Annotated in this window: 1 protein-coding gene (cut by a window edge); it reads right to left on the bottom strand. The window is 50.0% G+C overall.

The features are described from left to right. Positions 1–23,443 carry the 5' portion of an SdrD B-like domain-containing protein gene (locus tag ACO08K_RS16665; protein WP_421797541.1) on the bottom strand. Its footprint begins 8,948 nt before the window's first position, so 23,443 of the gene's 32,391 nt are visible here — the first part of the coding sequence; the start codon lies at positions 23,441–23,443; its stop codon lies off the left edge, out of view.

Here is a 23,443-nt window from a genome sequence, read left to right as displayed (position 1 = left end):
TATCAGATGCATCGTCTGACTGATCCTGACCAGTGCGGATGAATCCGGTTTTGCCACCGAATACCACCTTGTAGTCTCCTGGAACCAGGTTGGTAAACTCGTATTTACCGCTACCATCGGTAGTTTTGGTACCTACGGTATTGCCATTGCCATCCAGCAAAGTAACTACGATGCCGCCGATACCAGGTTCATTGCCATCTTGGCCACCATCTTGGTTAAGGTCATTCCATACATAGTCACCCAAGGTGGCGAAGCGATAGAAGCCTGCGTCAACCGTAGAGTTGTTTTCACCCGAAGTCAACACAATTGGCCCAGTCATTCCTCCAGTGTTGATGTCAGAATCACTGCTATCGTCACTATTGTTTTGCTTAGTAGGCGTATATCCACCAGGGAGGTTAACCATTACAGTGTAAGTTCCTGGTGCAAGGTTGTTGAAGGAGTACAAGCCGCTGCCATCGGTAATATCTGTGGCGATGGTGGTTCCAGCAGCGTTCAGCAATTTCACGGTTACACCGCTGATTCCTGGTTCGCCACCGTCTTGTTTGCCATTTGCATTTTTGTCCTCCCACACGAAGTCGCTGATCGAACCGTTGCGGTAGATACCTGCGTCGACAGTGAGGTCACTTTCTCCTGACTCCAGGGTATAAGTTCCAGTCCGGCCATTGCCAGTGTTGGCATCGCTGTCAGCTGCATCATTAGATCCCTGGTTTGCGGAAGTGCGAACATAACCCGTAGGCAGAGCAAACTCTACCGAGTAATTGCCAGGTACCAGATTGCTGAAGAGGTAATTACCGCCACCATCCGTCACATCAGTAGCAATGGTAGAGCCACCAGCATTCAGCAGTCTTACGGTTACCCCGGCTACGCCAGGTTCACCACCATCTTGTATGCCGTTGGCATTGGTGTCTTCCCAAACGAGGTCGCCCAATTCCGCCAATTTGTACAGACCTGCATCTACACTGCTGTTGTTTTCGCCAGAAGTTAGGGTAATGGTACTGGTCATACCGCCGGAGTTGATGTCACTGTCTTTGGTGTCATCTCCACCTGCGTTAGATGGGCTGGTGCTGTAGCCACCTGGTACGTTCACCATTACGGTATAGTTACCAGGTTTCAGGTTATTGAAGGAGTACAGGCCGCTGCCATCGGTAACGTCAGTTGCTACGGTAGCACCTGAAGCATCCAGCAGTTTAACGGTTACGCCAGATACACCGGGCTCACCACCATCCTGAACACCGTTGGCATTTTTATCTTCCCAAACGAAGTCGCTGATGGAGCCGTTGCGGTAGATACCTGCGTCGACGGTGAGATCACTTTCACCATTGGTCAGGTTGTACAAGCCAGTTTGGCCACTTGCCCCTGCGTCGCTGTCTTTGGTATCGTCACCACCTGCGTTGGCAGAAGTGCGGGTGTAGCCAGACGGCAGTGCAAATTCCACTTTGTAATCACCAGGGATCAAACCAGTGAAGAGGTAGCTGCCTCCACCGTCGGTTACATCGGTTGCGATCTGTGTTCCTGCACTATTGAGCAGGCGCACGGTTACGCCAGAAACGCCTGGCTCGCTACCATCCTGAACACCATTTGCATTCAGGTCTTCCCAAACCAGATCACCCAATTCAGCACACTGGTTGCTGTTCACGGTTACGGTTACCTGATCTGTTGCTCCAATTGAACCAATCTTGATGGTGTTGTTGGGGTTATCAGGATCTGGAGCCCATACGTCGGCCATGTCCATAGCCGTGTTGGTGATGGTACTGGTGATGTTCATGGTGTAAATCCACACGAATTCTTCACCGAAGTCGAGGAAACCATTGCCGTTGGCATCACTAGCCGCCTGGAAGTATTGTCCACCAGGTACCAGTGCGTTAGGCAGGTTATTGTCGGTTACGCTGATGCCGCGGAACTGGATACCAGGAGCACCACCTTTCATGCGCATGGTCAGCGAGAAGGTAACGGGCTCTCCGGCACAAATCACCGTTTTATCCGCTTCTTTGTCAATGTTGATGTATACACCCGTGTAGTTGGCTGGATCCTTGTCGGATACTGGGCTACCTACTGGATTATTGGTATTGTCAACGGGTTGGCCCGTTGCGGTTGCTTCGTTTACATACGATCCCAAAATGGCTGGCCGGGTCAAGGTACAGGTTGTAGACTGGCCTGCCGCGAGTACTGGAATGGTACATACTGCGCCTTCCTTGTTGTCAACTACAGCAACGTTGGTCAGGTTGAGCGTACCCGTGTTGGTCACCACGTAAGTCCAGGTTACATTGACACCAGCATCGGGTACAAAGACGATCACCCCTGGTGCAGTATCGGCATCTTTGCCATTCACCAGTTTTTCAACATCGATTTTTCCAGTTTGGCCGATCTGGATAGGTTCATCATCCTGATCGTCTTCATTTGGATTGTCGTTGTTTGGTGTAGAGTCTTTGTCGTTGCCGTCATCGGTAGTGATTTCAGCTTCGTTGGTCAGGCTTAAGCCCTGGAAGTTGGCCGCAATCGAAGTTACGATGGTGAAGGTCTTAGTTTGACCAGAAGCAATGCTTGGGATGGTCACTACACCACCACCATTGCTGATGGCTCCGCTGGTACCAGCTTCGATGCTTACGAAGTTGAGGCCAGAAGGCAAGCGGTCGGTTACTACCACATTGCTGGCATTCAAGCCGCCCTCGTTGGTTACACTGATGTTGAACTTCACGGTGCTGCCAGGTGCAAATGGACCAGGAGTACTACTGTTCAAGGACTTGCTCAGCGCCAGATCGTATTGGGCATAGCCCGCGTCGATGCTGGTGTCGTTTTCGCCACTTGACAGGTTAACGGTTCCGCTCAAGCCAGTAGTTGGGTTGGCATCACTGTCGGTATTGTCGTTGCCACCTTGATTTGGAGCTACGGTTTCGTAACCATTAGGCTTGGTGAACTTCACAACATAGTTTCCTGGCTGCAATCCGGTAAAGGAGTAGAAGCCCGATCCATCTGTAGTTGTGCTGCCAATTGAGCCCCCATCAGGATTGCCATCGCCATTGGTATCAGCAAAAAGCATTACGGTTACTCCGGAGATACCAGGTTCGGTGCCGTCCTGTGTACCATTGCCATTTTGGTCTGCCCAAACGTAGTCGCCCAAAGAAGCTGGTTTGAACAAGCCTGCGTCAATGGTCTGGTTGGATTCACCTGAATTCAGTACGATTGGGCCAGTCATGCCACCAGAGTTGATGTCACTGTCCTTGGCATCGTCACCACCAGCATTTTGAGGCGCAGTAGTGTAACCTGAAGGTGTATTCACCATCACGGTGTAAGTACCTGGCGTCAGGTTGCTGAATCCGTACAGACCGCTGCCGTCGGTTACGTCAGTTGCAACGGTAGTACCACTTGCATTGAGCAGTTTAACGGTTACTCCACTAATGCCTGGCTCACCGCCATCTTGTACACCATTGCCGTTGAGGTCTTCCCAAACGTAATCACCAATGGATCCGAGGCGGTAGAAACCTGCATCATTGCTTAAATCTGTTTCGTTCGGACTCAGATCAATGCTGCCTGTGCGGCCATTGCCGCTACCAGCGTCGCTATCTTTGGTGTCATCCCCGCCAGCATTGGCTACAGTAGCTTCGTAGCCAGCAGGTTTCACAAATTCTACAATATAGGTTCCTGGGGGCAGGTTCTCGAACAAGTAAGCTCCACTGCCATCGGTCACATCGGTCTGCAAGGTAGAACCTGAGCCATTCAAGAGGCGGACGGTTACTCCAGCGATACCGGGTTCGTTGCCATCCTGAATGCCATTGGCATTGAGGTCTTCCCAGACGTAATCGCCCAGAGAAGAGGTAACCGTATACAGACCTGCATCAATGGTGAGGTTTTGCTCACCAGAAGCCAATACTATGGTTCCAGTACGGCCCGTTGCAGTGTTGGCATCACTATCGGTTGCATCAGTTCCTGCATTGGCTGTAGTAAAGACATAGCCAGTTGGCTTGCTGAATTCTACAGAATAGCTGCCTGGTTTGAGGCCAGTGAAGCTATAGCTACCATCAGCTGCGGTAGTCGTTGTACCTGCCAGTGTGTTGCTCGCATCGTACAACTTGACGGTTACACCGCCAATTCCACTTTCAGTACCGTCCTGAGTACCATCACGATCCAGGTCTTCCCAGACGTAATCGCCCAGAGAGGCATTGCGGTAGATACCGGCGTCGACGGTATTGTCGGTTTCACCAGATTCCAGGTTGTAAATACCGGTTTGACCATTGCTGGTGCTTGCATCACTGTCGGCAGCGTCATTTCCACCTGCATCAGTTGCGGTACGGATGTAACCGCCGGGCAATACAAATTCTACTTTGTAATCACCAGGAGTCAAGCCATTAAAGCCGTACAGACCGCTACCATCGGTAATGTCAGTTTGCAGCAATGTACCTGCTGGGCTCAACAAACGTACGGTAACACCAGAAACACCTGGCTCAGCGCCGTCTTGAACACCATTGGAATTGAGGTCTTCCCATACATAGTCGCCCAGGGCAGCCAAGAGGTAAATACCTGCATCAACGGTAAGGTCGCTTTCACCAGATTCCAGGGTATAGGTTCCGGTGCGGCCATTGCCAGTATTTGCATCACTGTCTGCAGCGTCATCCCCTCCTGCGTTTGCAGTGGTGCGTACATAGGTTGCAGGCAATGCAAATTCTACAGTGTAAACTCCAGGTACCAGGTTCGAGAACAAGTAGTTGCCACTTGCGTCGGTAACATCAGTTGCGATAACGGTGTTGCTGGCATTCAGCAAACGAACAGTTACGCCGCCTACACCTGGTTCGCCACCATCCTGTACGCCGTTGGCGTTTTTATCCAACCAAACCAAATCGCCCAATTCGGCCAATTTATACAGACCTGCGTCTACGGTTTGATCTGATTTGCCGGAGGACAGAACGATGGTTCCAGTCATGCCACCACTGTTGATGTCACTGTCTTTGGTGTCATCACCTCCGGCATTTGCAGGTGAGGTATTGTACCCGGCAGGTACGTTGAACATAACAGTATAGCTGCCTGGTTTCAGATTGCTGAATCCATATAGGCCGCTAGCATCGGTTACATCAGTTGCAACAGTAGTACCATTGGCATCCAGCAATTTCACGGTTACGCCCGAAATTCCAGGTTCGCCTCCGTCTTGAGTACCATTGGCATTTTTATCTTCCCAGACATAGTCGCCCAAGCTGGCAGATTTGTAAATACCTGCATCCACGCTCAGATTGGAATCTCCACTATTCAAGGTGTAGTTTCCGGTGCGGCCATTGCCTGTACCGGCATCACTATCGGTATTGTCGTTGCCACTGGCATTGGGGTTCGTAAACTCATAGCCAGTAGGTTTCACAAATTCTACTTTGTATACTCCAGGAGCGAGGTTGTCAAACAGATAAGCCCCACTACCATCGGTTACATCGGTGGCAATTACATTATTGCCAGCGTCCAAAAGGTTAACGGTTACTCCAGCTACGCCGGGTTCGCCATCCTGAGTACCGTTGCCGTTGAGGTCTTCCCAGACAAAATCGCCCAATTGCGCAGGCCTAAAGAAGCCTGCGTCCACGGTACGGTTGTCATCACCAGCCAGCAGGGTATAGGATCCGGTTCTGCCGGAAGCATCTGCATCACTGTCTTTGGTATCGTCTCCAATGTTTACCTGAGTTGGTGTATAACCGCCAGGAGCAACAAATTCAACAGTATAAATTGCTGGAGGCAGGAGGGTAAACAAGTAACCGCCATTGGCATCCGTTGTACGAGTCGCTACAACCATATTGGCTTGATCGTACAAATTCACGGTTACGCCAGGGATGCCGGGTTCACCACCATCCTGAACACCGTTGCCATTGAGGTCTTGCCATACCAGGTCACCCAGTTTAGCGAAGCAATTGTTCACTCTTACCGTTGCGGTATACGTGCGATCGTTGCAATTACCAGTGCCTGGGCCATCTACACCTGAAATTTTGTAGGTGAAGGTGATGGTTTGGCCTTCGAGTGCTTTCGTTGCAGTAAAGAAGGAACCGGAAAGGTTGATACCAGCCGTTGCTGTAGACCAGGTTCCGCCCGTAAATCCGCTGGTGATCAAGGTATTCAGGTCGATTACATTGTCACTTGGGATCGTGATTGGGCTATTTTCAGAACAAACGTTACCGTTGGTCAAGCTGGCCGTTGGGGTAGCTGGACGAATCGTCAAGGTAACCGCAGTACGGGTTGCACTCTTACAGTTTGTGGTGGTATTGCGGGTTTCAGCATAATAAGTACCAGCAGCAGTTGGTGTGTAGCTGACTGAACCAGCCAGAAGCAGGTTGCCAGCAGCATTGTACCAATCCGCAGTTTCACCGGCTTTTACAGTAACAGTCAAAGCAGGAAGTGCTTCTCCGGTACAGATGGTTTTATCACCACCGCTCACAGGTGCGTCTACCACTGGGCAGGAGCAATCTGGTGCGGTCACATTCAGGGTAGCTTTACAAGCTGTTTGTGAGTTGGTAACGGTGATGACGATATTTTGTCCGGCAGTAATACCTGTAATGTTAAAGTTACCAGCGCCCAGGCTTACCACTGTACCTAGCGTTGACTCCACTACGTCGGCATTGGTGTTCAAAGTCACCACATAAGTCAGCAAGTTTGGAGCACACAGCTTATTGTTGACGATAAGGGTCGGCAGTGGGTTAACATTGACTACCACCTGATCGTTGGCTACACAACCTTTGGAGTCGGTAACGGTGACAGTGTAAGTGGTAGTTGTAGTTGGGCTAACGCTGATGCTGGAAGTAGTTGCACCGTTGGACCAGTTGTAAGTGTAAGGCTGAGTTCCCTGAGTTGCAGTAGCAGTCAGCGGAGTGCTTGCACCTACGCAGATGGTTACATCGGGGCCTGCGTTCACCACTGGAGCATCATTGACATTGACTACTACCTGATCCGTAGCTACACAACCTTTAGAGTCGGTCACGGTAACAGTGTAAGTAGTAGAAGAGGTTGGTGCAACATCGTGTTGTGCACCAGCGCCCAGGCCATTGCTCCAGTTGAAGGTGTAAGAAGGTGTACCGTTGCTGGCGCTGGCCCGCAGACGAGTTGTTTCCCCTTCACAAGTAGTTACATCAGTTCCGGCATCGGCAACAGGATTTGGATTCACCGTAATCACGACTTCGTCGATGTCGGTACAACCTTTGCTATCAGTTACAGTAACAGTATAGGTAGTAGTTGCAGTTGGGCTAACGCTGGTGGCAGCAGTAGTAGCGCCATTCGACCACTTGTAGGTAAATGGTGCAGTACCACTGGTAGCGCTGGCGCTCAAGCTAGCGCTGAATCCAGCACAGATTTCCTGGTCCGGACCAGCGTTCGCAATTGGATTAGGATTCACGATAACTACGGCATTATCTTGAGCAACACAACCTTTAGAATCGGTCAATGTCACAGTATAAGTAGCCGTAGCCACTGGCGAGGCAGTGATAGAAACAGTTGTTTCGCCTGTATTCCAGGCATAAGTATAGCTTGGCGTACCACCGCTTGGTGAAGCAGTGAGGGTAGCGCTTGAGCCCGCACAGATTTCCTGATCTGGACCTAAAGCCACGCTTGGTTTTGGATTGACGGTAATAACTACCTCATCTGTACCTGTACAACCTTTGCTATCGGTCACAGTGACCGTATAAGTTGTTGTAGTTGTTGGATTAACGTTGATGCTAGCTGTAGTTTGGCCGCTGCTCCACAGGTAAGTGAAGGCAGGAGTACCATTGCTGGCTGCTGCAGTCAAGGCCTGCGTTTGGCCTTCACAAATCGTCTGATCAACACCTGCATTAACGGTCAGTGCTGGGCTAACGGTTACAACCACCTCATCCACACTTGTACAACCTTTAGCATCGGTGATGGTAATGGTGTAAGTAGTGGTGACGATTGGGGAAACACTAATGCTGGCTACAGTAGCACCTGTTGACCATTTGTAAGTGTAGGCCCCGGTGCCAGAAGTGGCACTGGCGTTGAGGTTGGCTGCGATTCCAGCACATACCGTTTGGTCTGGGCCAGCATTGGCAATCGGATTCGGATTAACGGTGATTACAACATTATCTGTAGCCTCACAACCTTTTGCATCTGTAACAGTAACGGTGTAAGTAGTCGTTGCTGCTGGGCTGACACTGATGCTGGCAGTAGTTTGGCCGCTGCTCCATTTGTAAGTGTATGGTGCAGTTCCAGCGCTACCTGATGCTATCAGAGAAGCGGTGCTGCCTGCGCAAATTTCCTGGTCCGGGCCAGCGTTTGCCACTACAGCAGGATTCACAATCACTACTACTTCGTCAGTAGCGGTACAACCTTTGCTATCCGTTACTGTAACGGTGTAGGTGGTTGTTGCACTTGGGCTAACACTAATGCTGGCAGTAGTTTGGCCGCTGCTCCACTTGTAGGTAAATGGTGCAGTTCCGGCACCTGGTGTTGCGATCAAGTTAGCGGCTAGGCCGTTGCAAATTTCCTGATCAGGACCAGCATTTACTGTGGGCAGTGGGTTCACCGTTACGGTTACTTCGTCGGTATCCGTACATCCATTGGCATCGGTTACGGTAACTTCAAAAGTAGTAGTGCTGGACAAAGTAATCTGCTTGGTAGCTCCTGAACCAAGGCCCAAACTCCAGGCAAAGGTGTAAGGTGTAGTACCAGCAGTTGCAGTAGCTGTGATGGTTGCCATTGTGCCGAAACATACCTCCTGGTCTGTACCAGCATTGGCAATGGGCAATGGATTCACGGTAACTACTACCTGATCTACATGTGAGCAGCCTTTGCTATCAGTTACCGTTACCGTGTAAGTGGTAGTGGCAGCTGGGCTAACACTGATACCAGCAGTAGTTTGACCACTGCTCCAGTTGTAGTTGTAAGGTGCGGTACCAGCCGTAGCGCTAGCCAACAAGTTTGCACTTGTGCCCGCACAAATGGCCTGATCAGCACCAGCATTGGCAACCGGCTGAGGATTGATCGTGAGTACAACAGCAGTGCGGGTTGAACTCACACAACCGTTGATGGTATTGCGTGCCTCTGCGTAGTAAGTACCAGCAGCAGTAGGCGTATAAGTCGTTGAATTGGCTTGTAACAAAGTCCCATTTACTGGTGCAGAGTACCAGTCTACGGTAGTATTGGCACCAACGGAAACACTCAAAGTAGGAATGGCATCAACTGCACAAATCACTTTGTCACCTCCACTAACTGGAGCATTGACGGTAGGACAAGCACAGTTTGGTGCAGTTACCGGTGCATCCGTCTTACAATTGGTAGCAGTGAAAGTAGAAGTAATGTTGATGTTTACACCAGCTGTGATGCCGCTCACCGTGTAAGTACCCGCACCTGTGTTGGTTACGGTTCCTGCGCTTGAGCTTACCTGGGTACCATTGGTGGTAATGAACACGCTGTATGTCAACAAGTTTGGCGCACACTCAACCTTGGTGATGGTCAGGGTTGGATTTGGATTAACCGTCAACACCAGATCATCCGCATCCTGGCAACCTTTGGCATCGGTCACCGTCACAGAGTAGGTAGTTGTTGCACCTGGGCTAACACTGGTGCTAGCGGTGGTTGCGCCATTGCTCCAGGCATAAGTATAAGGAGCAGTACCACCTGTTGCTGTAGCAGTAAAGGTAGCAGTAGCACCTGCACAGATCGTTTGATCTACCCCTGCATTGCCAATTGGCAATGGGTTAACAATAATGGTGAGGTTGTCACTATTGGAACAGCCGTTATTGTCGGTAACCGTTACAGTATAGGTAGTAGTCGCTGTTGGGCTAACAGTTTGGTTGGCTTGGTTTGGCAAACCATTGCTCCAGGCAAAGCTGTAAGGAGCAGTACCGCCAGAAACGGATACAACCATGCTGGTAGAACCACCTACACAAATTTCGGCAGGGGCGTTGGCAGCGAGGTTCAGGTCAACCGTTGGTTTTGGATTGACTGTAACAACCACCTGATCAATGTCGGTACAACCTTTGCTATCCGTTACAGTAACGGTATAAGTAGTAGTCGCCGTTGGGCTAACACTGGTTGATGCAGTCGTTGCACCGGTTGACCATTTGTAAGTGTATGGAGCCATACCACCCGTTGCAGAGGCGCTAAGGGTAGCGGCAGCATTGATACAGATGGCCTGATCGGCACCAGCGTCAGCAACTGGATTTGGATTGACAGTCAGCACCATTTGGTCGATGCTGATACAACCTTTGCTGTCGGTAACAGTAACAGTATAAGTGGTAGTCGCCACTGGGCTAACACTGGTCGATGCAGTCGTAGCACCATTTGACCAGTTGAAAGTGTAAGGAGCAGAACCACCAGTAGCACTGGCCAACAGAGTGGCGCTTGAACCCTCACAAATGGCTTGATCTGGGCCCGCGCTGGCAATTGGGGTTGGATTCACTGTCACAACCACTTGGTCAATTGCAGTACAACCTTTGCTATCGGTAACGGTAACGGTGTAAGTGGTAGTCGCCACAGGACTTACACTGGTCGATGCAGTCGTTGCGCCATTTGACCAGAGGTAAGTGTATCCTGGTGTTCCAGCAGCAGCAGTAGCACTCAAATTAGCGCTCAGACCAGCACAAATGATTTGGTCAGCACCTGCGTTGGCGGTTGGAACAGGGTTAACCGTAACGACCACCTGATCGATAGCGGTACAACCTTTGCTGTCCGTAACCGTAACGGTATAAGTAGTTGTAGCCACTGGGCTAACACTCATGTTGGCCGTAGTTGTGCCGTTGCTCCAGGCGTAGGTATAGCCAGGAGTTCCTGCACTACCGCTGGCAATCAAATTGGCAATTTGACCCAAACAGATGGCCTGATCGGCACCTGCATTGGCCACTGGGAGTGGGTTAACCGTGATCACCGTTTGATCCACACCAAAACAACCACGGTTATCCGTGATGGTCACGGTGTAAGTGGTGTTTGAGCTTGGGTTTACAGTCAAACTTGCGGTAGTCACCCCAGTATTCCAGGCAAAAGAATAGGGGGGCAAACCGTCGTTGGCAGTTGCATTCAAAATGGCAGGCTGGCCGAAACAAATGGCTTGATCGGGGCCAGCATTGGCAGCTGGATTTTTGTAAACCGTAACAACTGCTTCGTCGATCCCTTTGCAACCATTTGCATCGGTAACAGTCAATGTATAAGTAATGGTAGACGCGGGTGCTACCGTAATGTCTGCGGTAGTTGCGCCATTGCTCCATGCGTAAGTATAAGGTGCGGTGCCACCAGTTACTTTTCCATTCAGGGTAAAGTTGGTGCCTGCACAGTTGGCCTGATCTGGGCCTGCATTGGCGGCAGGTTTAGGATTGACACCTACCCGAACCTGGTCGATTGCTTCACAACCTTTGCTATCACTAACCGTCACGGTGTAAGTGGTAGTGGTGGTTGGCGTTACAGAAATGCTGGAAGAGTTTTGTCCAGTTGACCAGAAGAAGCTGTAAGCAGGTGTACCACCATTGGCAGTTGCAGCCAAGGTTGCACTTTCACCTGAACAAACGATCTGGTCAGCGCCAGCATTCACACTTGGAATCGGGTTAACCGTTACTACCACCTGATCCGTAGCCTGGCAGCCATTGATGTCGGTTACTGTCACGGTGTAAGTTGTAGTGGTTACTGGAGTCACAGTGATGGTACCCGTAGTAGCACCAGTGGACCAGTTGAAGGCCACACCACCCGTTGCGGTCAAAGTTGTACTCGTTCCGGCACAAACAACCCGATCTGCTCCTGCATCAGCATTTGGCAGCGGATTGACGGTAATGACCACATCGTCAACATCGCTACAACCTTTGGAATCCGTTACCGTAACGGTGTAAGTTGTAGTTGAGGTTGGGGCAACGGTGATGGAAGCAGTGGTTGCATTGTTGCTCCACTGATAAGTAAATGGTGCGGTTCCGCTGCTTACTGCGGCGCTGATGGTGGTGTTTTGATTTTGGCAAATGGCCTTGTCTGCACCCAGATCAGCGATTGGTAATGGGTTCACAACTACCACCATTTGATCTACATCTGAACAGCCCTTGTTGTCGGTCACTGTTACAGAATAAGTAGTGGTGCTCAATGGGTTGACGGTAGTGCTGGCAGTTGTTGCACCAGTTGACCACAAGAAGCTATAAGGTAACTCACCGTTATTGGCAGTAGCTACCAAGGTTGCTGAAGTGCCATAACAAATGGCCTGGTCGTTGCCGGCGTTGGCCTTTGGTTTTGGATAAACGGTGATGTTCATCTGATCGCTGTGCACACAACCATTGGCATCCGTTACCGTCAAAGTGTAGGTGGTAGAAATCACCGGATTGACGCTGATGTTAGCAGTTGTTGCGCCGTTTGACCAGGCAAAAGTATAAGGTGTGGTACCGCCGTTGGCTTTCCCGTTGATGGCAAAAGTAGTGCCTTCGCAGCCTGTGAGATCGGGGCCTGCGTTGGCTACTGGTGCTGGGTTAACATTGACGGTAACTTGATCTGTATTGCTACAACCGCGCGCATCGGTCACGGTTACGATATAGGTAAAGGTATTCGATGGATTAACTGTAGTACTTGCAGTGGTAGCACCATTGTTCCAGATGTAGGTATAAGGAGCCTGACCACCGCTCACTGCTGCAGTAAGCGTAGTTGAAAGTCCCTGGCAAATGGTTTTATCAGCGCCCAAATCCACGCTTGGCTTTGGATTCACGGTTACAACCATTGCATCAGTACCTGTACAGCCTTTACTATCCGTTACCGTCACAGTGTAGGTAGTTGTATTGCTTGGGCTCACTGAAGTAGAAGCAGTAGTGGCACCGTTGCTCCAGAGGTAAGTATAAGGTGCAGTTCCGCTAGTGGCACTTGCGCCCAAAGTTGCGCTGCTACCCACACAAATGGTTTGGTCAACACCTGCATTGGCATTTGGTTTTGGATTAACCGTTACTACTACCTGGTCCGTACCAATACAACCTTTGCTATCAGTAACAGTTACTGTGTAGGTGGTTGTGTTGGATGGGCTCACTGAAGTAGAAGCCGTAGTGGCACTGTTGCTCCAGAGGTAAGTGTATGGCAGCATACCGCCAGTAGCATTCACGCTCAAGGAAACCGATCCGCCAACACAAGTTTCTTTGTCGGCGCCAGCATTGGCTACTGGATTTGGATTAACCGTTACCACCACCTGATCAACATCGGTACAACCTTTGCTATCCGTCACTGTAACGGTATAAGTTGTGGTGGCACTTGGGCTCACCGAAGTAGCTGCGGTATTGGCACCATTGCTCCAGGCATAGGTGTAGGGAGCCATGCCGCTGGAGGCGCTTGCACTCAAGTTGGCGCTGCTGCCTACACAAATCGCTTGATCTAAACCTGCATTGGCAACAGGCAGTGGGTTTACCGTCACAACTACCTGATCAACTCCGGTACATCCTTTGCTATCGGTAACGGTAACGGAATAGGTCGTTGTAGAAGCAGGGCTTACTGAGATGTTTGCGGAGGTTGCACTATTGCTCCAAGCATAAGTATATGGGAAGGTACCAGAGGTAACCAGGGCAGAAAGTGATTTGCTATCACCTGCACAAATGGCTGCATCGGCTCCCAAGTCAACAATTGGTTTTGGATTCACAGTTACTACAACTACATCTGTTCCTACACAACCTTTGCTGTCGGTAACAGTAACGGTGTAGGTAGTTGTATTTGTAGGGCTAACTGTGGTGCTGGCAGTAGTTGCACCGTTGCTCCAGTTGTAAGTATAAGGAGCCATGCCGCTGCTGGCACTGGCGCTCAGGTTGGCACTTGCGCCTACACACACTGCCTGGTCGGCACCTGCATCGGCAATTGGTTTTGGATTAACAGTTACAACCACCTCATCAGTATCGGTACAACCCTTGCTGTCGGTTACAGTAACGGTGTAAGTTGTAGTACCCGCTGGGCTTACTGAAGTGCTAGCTGTAGTTGCACCATTGCTCCACAAGTAGGTGTAAGATGGAGTACCACCCGTTGCACTTGCACCCAAAGTAGCACTTGATCCGGCACAAATCGCCTGGTCGGTACCTGCATTTGCGGTTGGTGTTGGGTTTACCGTTACTACTACCTGGTCGGTTCCGGTACAACCTTTGCTGTCGGTAACGGTAACACTATAGGTAGTTGTAGCGCCTGGGCTAACCGAAGTGGAAGCCGTATTGGCACCACTGCTCCAGGTGAAAGTATATGGTACTGTGCCACCAGTCACATTTGCATTCAAGGTAACTGAAATGCCCTGGCAAATGGTTTGATCGGCACCAGCGTTGACATTCAAATTTGGATTGATGCTGATTACCACCTGATCCGTGCTGGTACAACCTTTGCTATCCGTAACAGTAACGGTGTAAGTTGTAACTCCAGCCGGGTTCACTGAAGTGCTGGCGGTCGTTGCGCCATTGCTCCAGATATAGGTGTAAGGAGCAGTACCATTGGTTGCGCTGGCAATCAAGCTGGCAGAAGTTCCGGCGCAGATGGCTTGATCGGCACCGGCGTTGGCAACTGGATTTGGATTAACTGTAACCACCACCTGATCAACACTGGTACAGCCTTTGCTGTCGGTAACAGTAACCGTATAAGTTGTCGTTGTTACTGGACTTACCGAAGTGTTGGCGGTATTGGCTCCGCTGCTCCAGGCATAGGTATATGGTGCGGTGCCTCCGGTTGCGCTTGCACTCAAAGATGCAGATGTACTTGCGCAAATGGCTTGGTCAGCACCGGCATTGGCAGTTGGGGTTGGGTTAACGCTCACGACCATCACGTCGGTATCGGTACAACCTTTGCTATCGGTAACGGTAACTGTGTAAGTAGTAGTAGTTACTGGACTTACCGAAGTATTCGCCGTAGCAGCACCATTGCTCCAAGCATAAGTATAAGGAGCAGTGCCACCCGTTGTATTTGCGCTCAAAGAAGCAGAAGTACCTGCACAAATCGTCTGATCAGCACCGGCATTGGCAGTTGGTGTTGGGTTAACGGTCACTACCACCTGATCAATACTGGTACAGCCTTTGCTGTCGGTAACGGTAACGGTATAAGTTGTCGTTGTTGCAGGGCTTACTGAAGTATTGGCGGTATTGGCTCCGCTGCTCCAGACATAAGTAAATGGAGCAGTTCCTCCGGTAGCACTTGCACTCAAGGAAGCCGAGGTACCGGCACAAATCGCTTGATCTGTTCCGGCATTGGCGGTTGGATTTGGGTTCACCGTCACCACAACCTGATCAACACTGGTACAACCTTTGCTATCCGTTACGGTCACGGTGTAAGTTGTGGTCGTTGCAGGGTTTACCGAAGTATTCGCTGTATTGGCACCGCTGCTCCAGGCATAAGTAAATGGAGCAGTGCCTCCAGAGGCGCTTGCGCTCAAAGAGGCGGAAGTACCTGCACAAATCGCTTGATCCACTCCGGCGTTGGCTGTTGGGTTCGGGTTCACCGTAACCACAACCTGATCAACTCCCGTACAGCCTTTGCTGTCGGTGATCGTAACCGTATAGGTAGTTGTATTTGCAGGGCTTACTGAAGTAGATGCAGTAGTAGCACCGTTGCTCCAGTTGTAGGTGTAAGGAGCTGTGCCACCTGATACACCCGCACTCAAGGAAGCAGAAGTACCTGCACAGATCGCTTGATCGGCTCCGGCATTCGCATTCAGGTTTGGATTGATGGAGACAACTACCTGGTCAGTTCCGGTACAACCTTTGCTGTCGGTTACTGTCACGGTATATGTAGTAGCCACGCCTGGGCTAACTGTAGTGCTGGCCGTATTGGCACCACTACTCCAGGAATAGCTGTATGGTCCAGTGCCATTGGTAGCACTTGCAATCAAAGTCGCTGAGCTTCCAGCACAAATCGCCTGATCTACACCAGCATTGGCAACTGGGTTTGGATTAACCGTTACCACCACCTGATCAACGTCAACACAACCTTTGCTGTCCGTTACCGTAACTGCATAAGTAGTGGTATTGCCTGGGGAAACAGAAGTGGTAGCCGTAGTGGCGCCATTGGACCAAAGATAAGTATAGGGGAAAGTACCTGAAGTAGTACTAACCAACAAGTTGGTGCTGCTTCCTGCACAAATCGCACGATCAGCACCGGCATCAGCAATTGGATTCGGGTTCACGGTTACAACGACCTGATCGGTGTGGCTACAACCTTTGCTGTCGGTAACAGTAACGGTATAAGTTGTGGTGGTTGCAGGACTTACCGAGGTATTAGCCGTATTGGCACCGCTGCTCCAGGCATAAGTATAAGGAGCCGTGCCACTGGTTGCACTGGCGCTCAAGCTGGCCGAAGTTCCGGCACAAATCGCTTGATCGGCACCGGCATTGGCAATTGGTTTTGGATTAACTGAAACAACTACCTGATCCGTTCCGGTACAGCCCTTGCTGTCGGTGATCGTAACGGTATAAGTTGTATTCGAAGCTGGGCTTACTGAAGTAGATGCAGTAGTTGCACCGCTGCTCCAGGAATAGGAATAGGGCGCAGTGCCGCCACTTACACCAGCGCTCAAAGTTGCAGATGTTCCTACACATATTTCCTGGTCTGTACCAGCATTGGCATTCAAGTTAGGGTTGATGTTCACTACGACATTGTCGGTTCCAGTACAACCTTTGCTATCGGTTACGGTAACCGTATATGTTGTAGCCGCGGCTGGGCTCACCGAAGTGGTAGCGGTAGTTGCACCATTGCTCCAGGAATAACTGTATGGAGCGGTACCACTAGTAGCTGTGGCAGTGAGGGTAGCAGAGCTACCTGCACAAATCGCCTGATCGACACCGGCATTGGCACTTGGTTTTGGATTAACCGTAACTACCATATTATCAGTATCAACACAACCTTTATTATCCGTCACTGTCACCGTGTAGGTTGTAGTAACGGCTGGGCTCACACTTGTGCTGGCAGTGTTGGCTCCGCTGCTCCAGGCGTAGGTATAAGGGGCAGTGCCACCCGTTGCACTGGCGCTCAACGAAGCTGAAGCTCCGGCACAAATTGCTTGATCAGTACCTGCATTGGCACTTGGCTTTGGATTAACGGTAACCACCACCTGATCCGTACCAGTACATCCTTTGCTATCGGTAATGGTTACAGTGTAAGTAGTTGTGGCAGATGGAGAAACGGAGATATTTTGAGTCGTGGCATTGGTACTCCAGACATAAGTGTAAGGTGCAGTACCACCGGAAACACTTGCACTCAAGTTAGCTGTAGCACCAACACAAATGGTTTGGTCGGTTCCAGCATCGGCATTGAGGCTTGGGTTAACGGTTACTACGACTTGGTCGGTCTGGAAACAACCTTTGCTGTCGGTTACAGTAACAGTATAAGTAGTAGTGGTTACAGGGCTTACGGTAGTATTGGCCGTCGTTGCACCGCTGCTCCAGGCATAGGTGTAAGGAGCAGTTCCACCTGATCCGCTAGCAACCAAATCTGCTGAGCTACCGGCACAAATGGCCTGATCTACACCTGCGTTGGCAGTTGGATTTGGGTTAACCTTTACAACCACCTGATCTGTTCCGGTACAACCTTTGCTATCGGTGATCGTAACGGTATAGGTAGTCGTTGAAGCTGGAGTTACAGAGGTTGATGCAGTAGTTGCGCCGCCAGTCCAGGAATAAGTGTAGGGTGCAGTTCCGCCCGTTACACCAGCAGTCAAAGAAGTAGAATTTCCTGCACAAATTTCCTGATCTACGCCAGCGTTGGCATTCAGGTTAGGATTGATGTTTACTATTACCTGATCGGTTGCGGTACATCCTTTGCTATCGGTCACCGTTACTGTATAAGTGGTAGCCACTGTTGGGCTAACTGTAGTAGAAGCGGTAGTTGCGCTATTGCTCCAGGAGAAGCTATATGGAGCAGTACCACCTGTACCACTTGCAGTTAAGATAGCCGAACTACCTGCACAAATGGCCTGGTCGGCACCAGCAAATGCGTTTGGTTTAGGGTTAACGGTAACCACCATATTATCAGTATCCACACATCCCTTATTATCGGTAACTGTCACCGTATAAGTAGTCGTAACAGTTGGATTGACTGTTGTAGCAGCTGTACTTGCACCATTGCTCCAAACATAAGTATAAGGTGCAGTACCTAACGTAGCCGTTGCGCTCAAAGAAGCTGTGGCACCATTACAAATGGCCTGGTCTACTCCTGCATTGGCGGTTGGTTTTGGATTAACGGTCACCACCACCTGGTCAGTGCCGGAACATCCTTTGCTATCCGTGATGGTTACCGTATAAGTTGTAGTCGTGGTGGGGGAAACAGAAGTATTTTGAGTTGTAGCACTATTGCTCCAGGCATAAGTATACGGAGCGGTGCCACCAATAACACTGGCACTCAAGGAAGCAGAAGTTCCACGGCAGATCGTCTGATCGGTTCCAGCATTTGCAGTAAGACTTGGATTGACAGTTACAACTACTTGATCTGTAGCAGTACAACCTTTGCTATCAGTGACAGTAACCGTATAGGTAGTAGTAGCCACTGGGCTAACACTTGTACTTGCAGTTGCTGCGCCACTACTCCAGGCGTATGTATATGGAGCAGTACCACTTGTAGCACTGGCGCTCAAGGAAGCTGAGCTTCCTGCACAAATTGCTTGGTCCGTACCTGCGTTGGCAGTTGGCTTTGGATTCACAGTAACCACAACCTGGTCGGTATGGGTACAACCATTGCCATCAGTAACTGTCAATGTATAAGTGGTAGTGTTGCTTGGGTTGGCCGAAGTACTGGCTGTAGTCGCACCATTGCTCCAGTTGTAGGAATAAGGCGCTGTACCGCCGGATGCACTGCCACTTAATAAAGCGGTAGCGCCTGTACAAATCTCCTGGTCTGCACCCGCATTGGCAGTTGGTTTAGGATTAACCGTAACCGTGATGCTCTCTGCATCCGAACAGCCACCAGAAGTAACCGTCACAGAGTAAATTTGGGTACTAGTTGGGGAAACGGTAATGCTGGCAGTAGTAGCACCCGTAGACCAAGCATATGTGTAAGCCGAACTTGACCCGGTTGCACTAGCAGTCAACTGGGTATTTTCACCTAAACAAATATTATTGTCCCCTAAGATACTTGCAGTGATCGATCCCAAATTGCTCAACTGGACGTTGGTCGTAGCAATATTTGAACAACCATTCGCAGGGTTGGTAACGGTTACAGTATAGTTACCTGGAGCATTTACGGTAGCCTGATTGGTTGAGCCAATTGCGGTGGCACCGGCACTCCACTGGTATTGCAAACCAGCAGGCAATGCGGTTAAAGTCGCTGTTGGATTCACACAAGAAATATCGCTGCTCGCAGAAAGAGAAGCGGAAGGGGCAGTTTTATCCTCAATTACCGTAACGTTTGCTACACCTGAACAGCCCGTAATGGTGTTGGTAACGGTAACAAAGAATTGACCCGCAAGGGTTACTTTAGCCGTATTGGTTCCAGAAACAGGCATAGCACCTGCGCTCCAGGCATAGGTATAATTGGCACCTACCGGAGTAGCGGTCAAGGTAGCAGGCATGTCTCCAGTGTAACAGGTCCAGTCCATATCCTTGGTCAGGCCAGCATTGATGGGATCGCCAGCGGAAACCGTTTTGCTGGCTGTAGCCGTACAACCGTTGCTGGTAACAGTTACACTATAGGTGTTTGCAGTGGTGACACTGATCGAAGAAGTGGTTGCTCCGGTACTCCAGTTGTAGGTCCCCCCCCCAGTAGCAGTGAGCGTAATGCTTTGGCCAGTGCATACAAAATCAGCTCCGGTAATGGCTGCGGTTGGTTTTGGGTTGATGGTCAAAGTTATCGCGGTGCGAGAACTGCTTTTACAACCAGTAATAGTATGTCTGGCTTCGGCATAATAAGTGCCTGCCGCAGTTGGGGTATAGCTCAAAGAGCCAGATTGTAATAAAGTTCCACCTGATGAAGCAGAATACCAATCCGCAGTAATCAACGTACCAGCCGTTACTGTCAATGCTGGGATAGTTTGATCAGAACAAATGACTTTGTTGCCACCACTCACTGGTGGATCGATGTTAGGACACAGACAAGAAGGCGCTGTAACTGAAGCAGTCAAATTACAACCCGTCGCAGTTATGGTGGAAGTGATGGTGATGTTTGTTCCGGAAGGAATGGCACTGATGGTAAATGAACCACTGCCATTGTTGGTCACAGTACCTGCAGTGGCGGTGACCTGAGTACCCGTTGTAGTAAGGCTGACGGAATAGGTCTGAAGGTTATTCGCACAATCAACACTGCTAACCGTTATGGTAGGCTTAGGATTCACGGTCACGACAGCCTGATCCGTATTGGTACAACCCTTATTGTCTGTAACCGTCAAGGTATAAGTGGTGGTTACAGTTGGGCTAACCGTAGTACTTGCTGTAGTGGCCCCACTGCTCCAGTTGTAAGTGTAAGGAGAATTACCGCCAGAACCAACTCCAGTAAGTGAAGCGGTAGCACCCGCACAAATCACCTGATCGGCTCCAGCGTTGGCATTAGGTTTTGGGTTAACCGTAACAGCTTTGGAAGCAACGGCGGTACAGGTTGTACCTGCTCCGGTTACGGTTACCGTATAAGTTGTATTGACGGTGGGGTTTACTGTAATGGTATTGGTTGTAGAATTATTGCTCCAGAGGTAAGTACCACCTCCTGTAGCAGTAAGGGTTGTGCTTTGCCCGGAGCAGATGGTCGTTGTTCCGGTAATGTTAGCCGTTGGGTTAGGATTAACGGTAACTACGTATTCAATAAATGGCTGACAGAACCCAGTTTGTGGGTTGGGTTTAACACAAGCATAAACGTAATAAGTTTTTGCAGTAGCGCCTGCGGGAAAATCACTGGTAGTGATTGATCCGCTGGTAGCTGGCAGCGCAAACTCGCCCATCCAGGTGTAAGCCGCAACAGCTGTATATGGATTGGTTTGACGCGTATCAAACCTTACAAATTCAATCGCAGTATAGGGAGGATTGGTTGCATTGGTCGTTGCCGAGAGGGTAATCGATTGATTGGGGCAAATACTGAAAGTGCTTTGTCCTGTTAGGGTAATTGTGGTATTGTCCACTTTAACCACTACCTGATCCGTTGCGGTACAGCCCTTGCTATCAGTAACCGTTAAAGTGTAGGTCGTTGTAGTGGTGGGGTTAACCGTTGCACTGGTCGTAGACGAGCCCGAGCTCCAGGCATATGTATAAGGTGCGGTTCCACCCGAAGCGCCACCCGTAATGGTTGTGCTGCTTCCTGTACAGATTTGTTTATCCGCACCTGCATTGGCAGTTGGTTTGGGGTTTACAGTAACCACCACATCGTCGGTGTCAAAACAGCCTTTGCTGTCCGTAACCGTCAGCGTATAGGTTGTAGCCACAGTCGGGCTAACCGAAGTTGTAGACGTCGTCGCTCCAGTGCTCCAGAGGTAGGTGTATGGAGGAAAGCCTCCTGTAGCACTTCCGGTCAAGTTAACAGATGAGCCCAAACAATTGGTAGCGTCTGCACCTGCGTTGACGATTACTTCACCGACCACTACGGTAAAGCTGATGGTTGATGAACATCCATCTTTAGTATATACCAAGGTATAGGTACCCGCCTGAGCAGGTTGGATGTTAACGATGAAAGGTTCTGCATCAGTAGAGCTAAATCCAGCCGGGCCACTCCAGGCATAGGTGCCGCCAGTTGGTGTAGGATTACCACTGAATACAATTTTGGTGCCTTTACAAACACTGATGCTGTTGCCAATGGTCCAGGTACCGTGGTTGATGTTCCAGCGGGCTTGCAGGGTTGGACCGGATGAGGTGCTTACCGTGATGGTTGCCGTGTTGACACAGCCATTGGCGTCTGTCAGGGTGGCCACGTAATTACCTGCTTTGGCGGCAGTGTAACTGGTTGTGATCAAGGCATCATTTCCTGATGCTGTAAATCCACCAGGCCCTGTCCAGGTAACGGTACTCACCTGAGGATTGACGCTCAGCATCAGATCATTGCCAGGACAAACTGCTACCGCGCAAGTTGGCAAAGTCTGCCATACCCCATTCACTCTGGCTTCACATTCCAGGGTAGGTTTAGGATTCACTGCGATTGCTTTGGAGGCAGTCGTTGAACAAGCACCACTGGTTACCGTAACGGTATAAGTGATATGGGCGGTTGGCGCAACCGTAATGCTGGAGGTTGTCGCTCCAGTTGACCATAAATAAGTATAGCCGCTTCCACCAGTAGCTGTAGCAGTCAAAGTTGTACTGCTGCCACTACAAACGGTGTTGTTGGTAGCGGTGACACTCACTGATGGGCCGGCAGGCGCACTATTGATGGTAAAACTGCGGGAATAATCACAAATTACATTCCCGGCCGCGTCATACCCCGTTACACAAAAGCAATAAGTACCAGGAGACAAGTTGGTCACCTGAGCCGTATAGTTGGAGGCGTTGTAGGCGACGGTATTCCAGGTAGCCGACGAGTTATTACAATCGTTATTGGCCGAGATAGAAACTTCTACATTGGGTACGTTGCTAAAATTGGCAACGTTTAAAGTTCCTTTGGGGTTGGAACAAGTCGGTTGAGTTACCGTGTAGGTTGTCTTATTGCAACCATCCACAGTAAAGGTGTAGGTTTTTTCGTCACAAAGAATCCCGGTGCCTCCATCCTGAGAATACGCTTTTACATTAATGGTGTAGGTACCGTCGCTGGGTACCCAAGGAGTGGTAGAGGTTCCCGGATAATTAAAAGGAGCGGTATTTTCAGTATTGGAAGCTGACTGTGCGCCAGAAACAGTAAAAACTACACTTTCAACATTGCCGCTTACATTTGCCGCAATCAGGTATTTATCGATCAAGTTTTTCAATGCATAAGTTCCTCCATTGCTAAAGGATAAATCAGCTCCACCTACAATGTTTTCAAAAACCAATCCCGTGATTGACCCTGTACATGCTTGGGGGCCAGCCAAACATACAGCATCCAGTTTCAAATAATCTCCAGTTGCCCGGCCGATTACTTTTAGGTAGGAAGTACCAGCTGGAGCAGTTGCTGTTAAGGTATAACCTTGCAGGCCAGGAGCATTGTCTACATCAAAGTTGATCTCTCCAGAGTTGGTGCCACTGATGAGCCCCCCCGAGGCATTGTAAAACTCGAAACGCATGTAGTGGCTGAAAGAGGGTTGGTGGGTACCCGCCGCAAAGCTCAAGGTATAGGAGGCACCAGGCACAATATAGTCCACCTGCTGTTCTACCTGCGCATAACTGCCCCCGGTATACTGCAGGAAGAAGTTGTAGGTACCATCCACCGCAAAACCCGTACCGACGCTACCCGACCCTGCGGTGACTGCCCAGGGGGATTGGCCAGATTCAAAACTTCCATTTTCAGTGATACAGGTGAAAACGGGATTATCGTAAACAAAGCTTGATTTCGCTTGAACAGACGGCTCGATTTTGATGCTATCCACATCCGAATGTAAACGGGGATTAGCCATTAAAGTAGTTGCTGTTACAAAAAGCATAAAGCTTGATACCAATGCAGTTTTTAGATTGGCAACAGGAAGTGTGGAGTAGATATTCAAGCGCAT

It is taken from the genome of Haliscomenobacter sp. (genome assembly GCF_965225875.1).
Lineage (GTDB): Bacteria > Bacteroidota > Bacteroidia > Chitinophagales > Saprospiraceae > Haliscomenobacter.
Note: the sequence above shows the minus strand (reverse complement) of the source record. Positions and strands in the feature narration are given on the sequence as shown.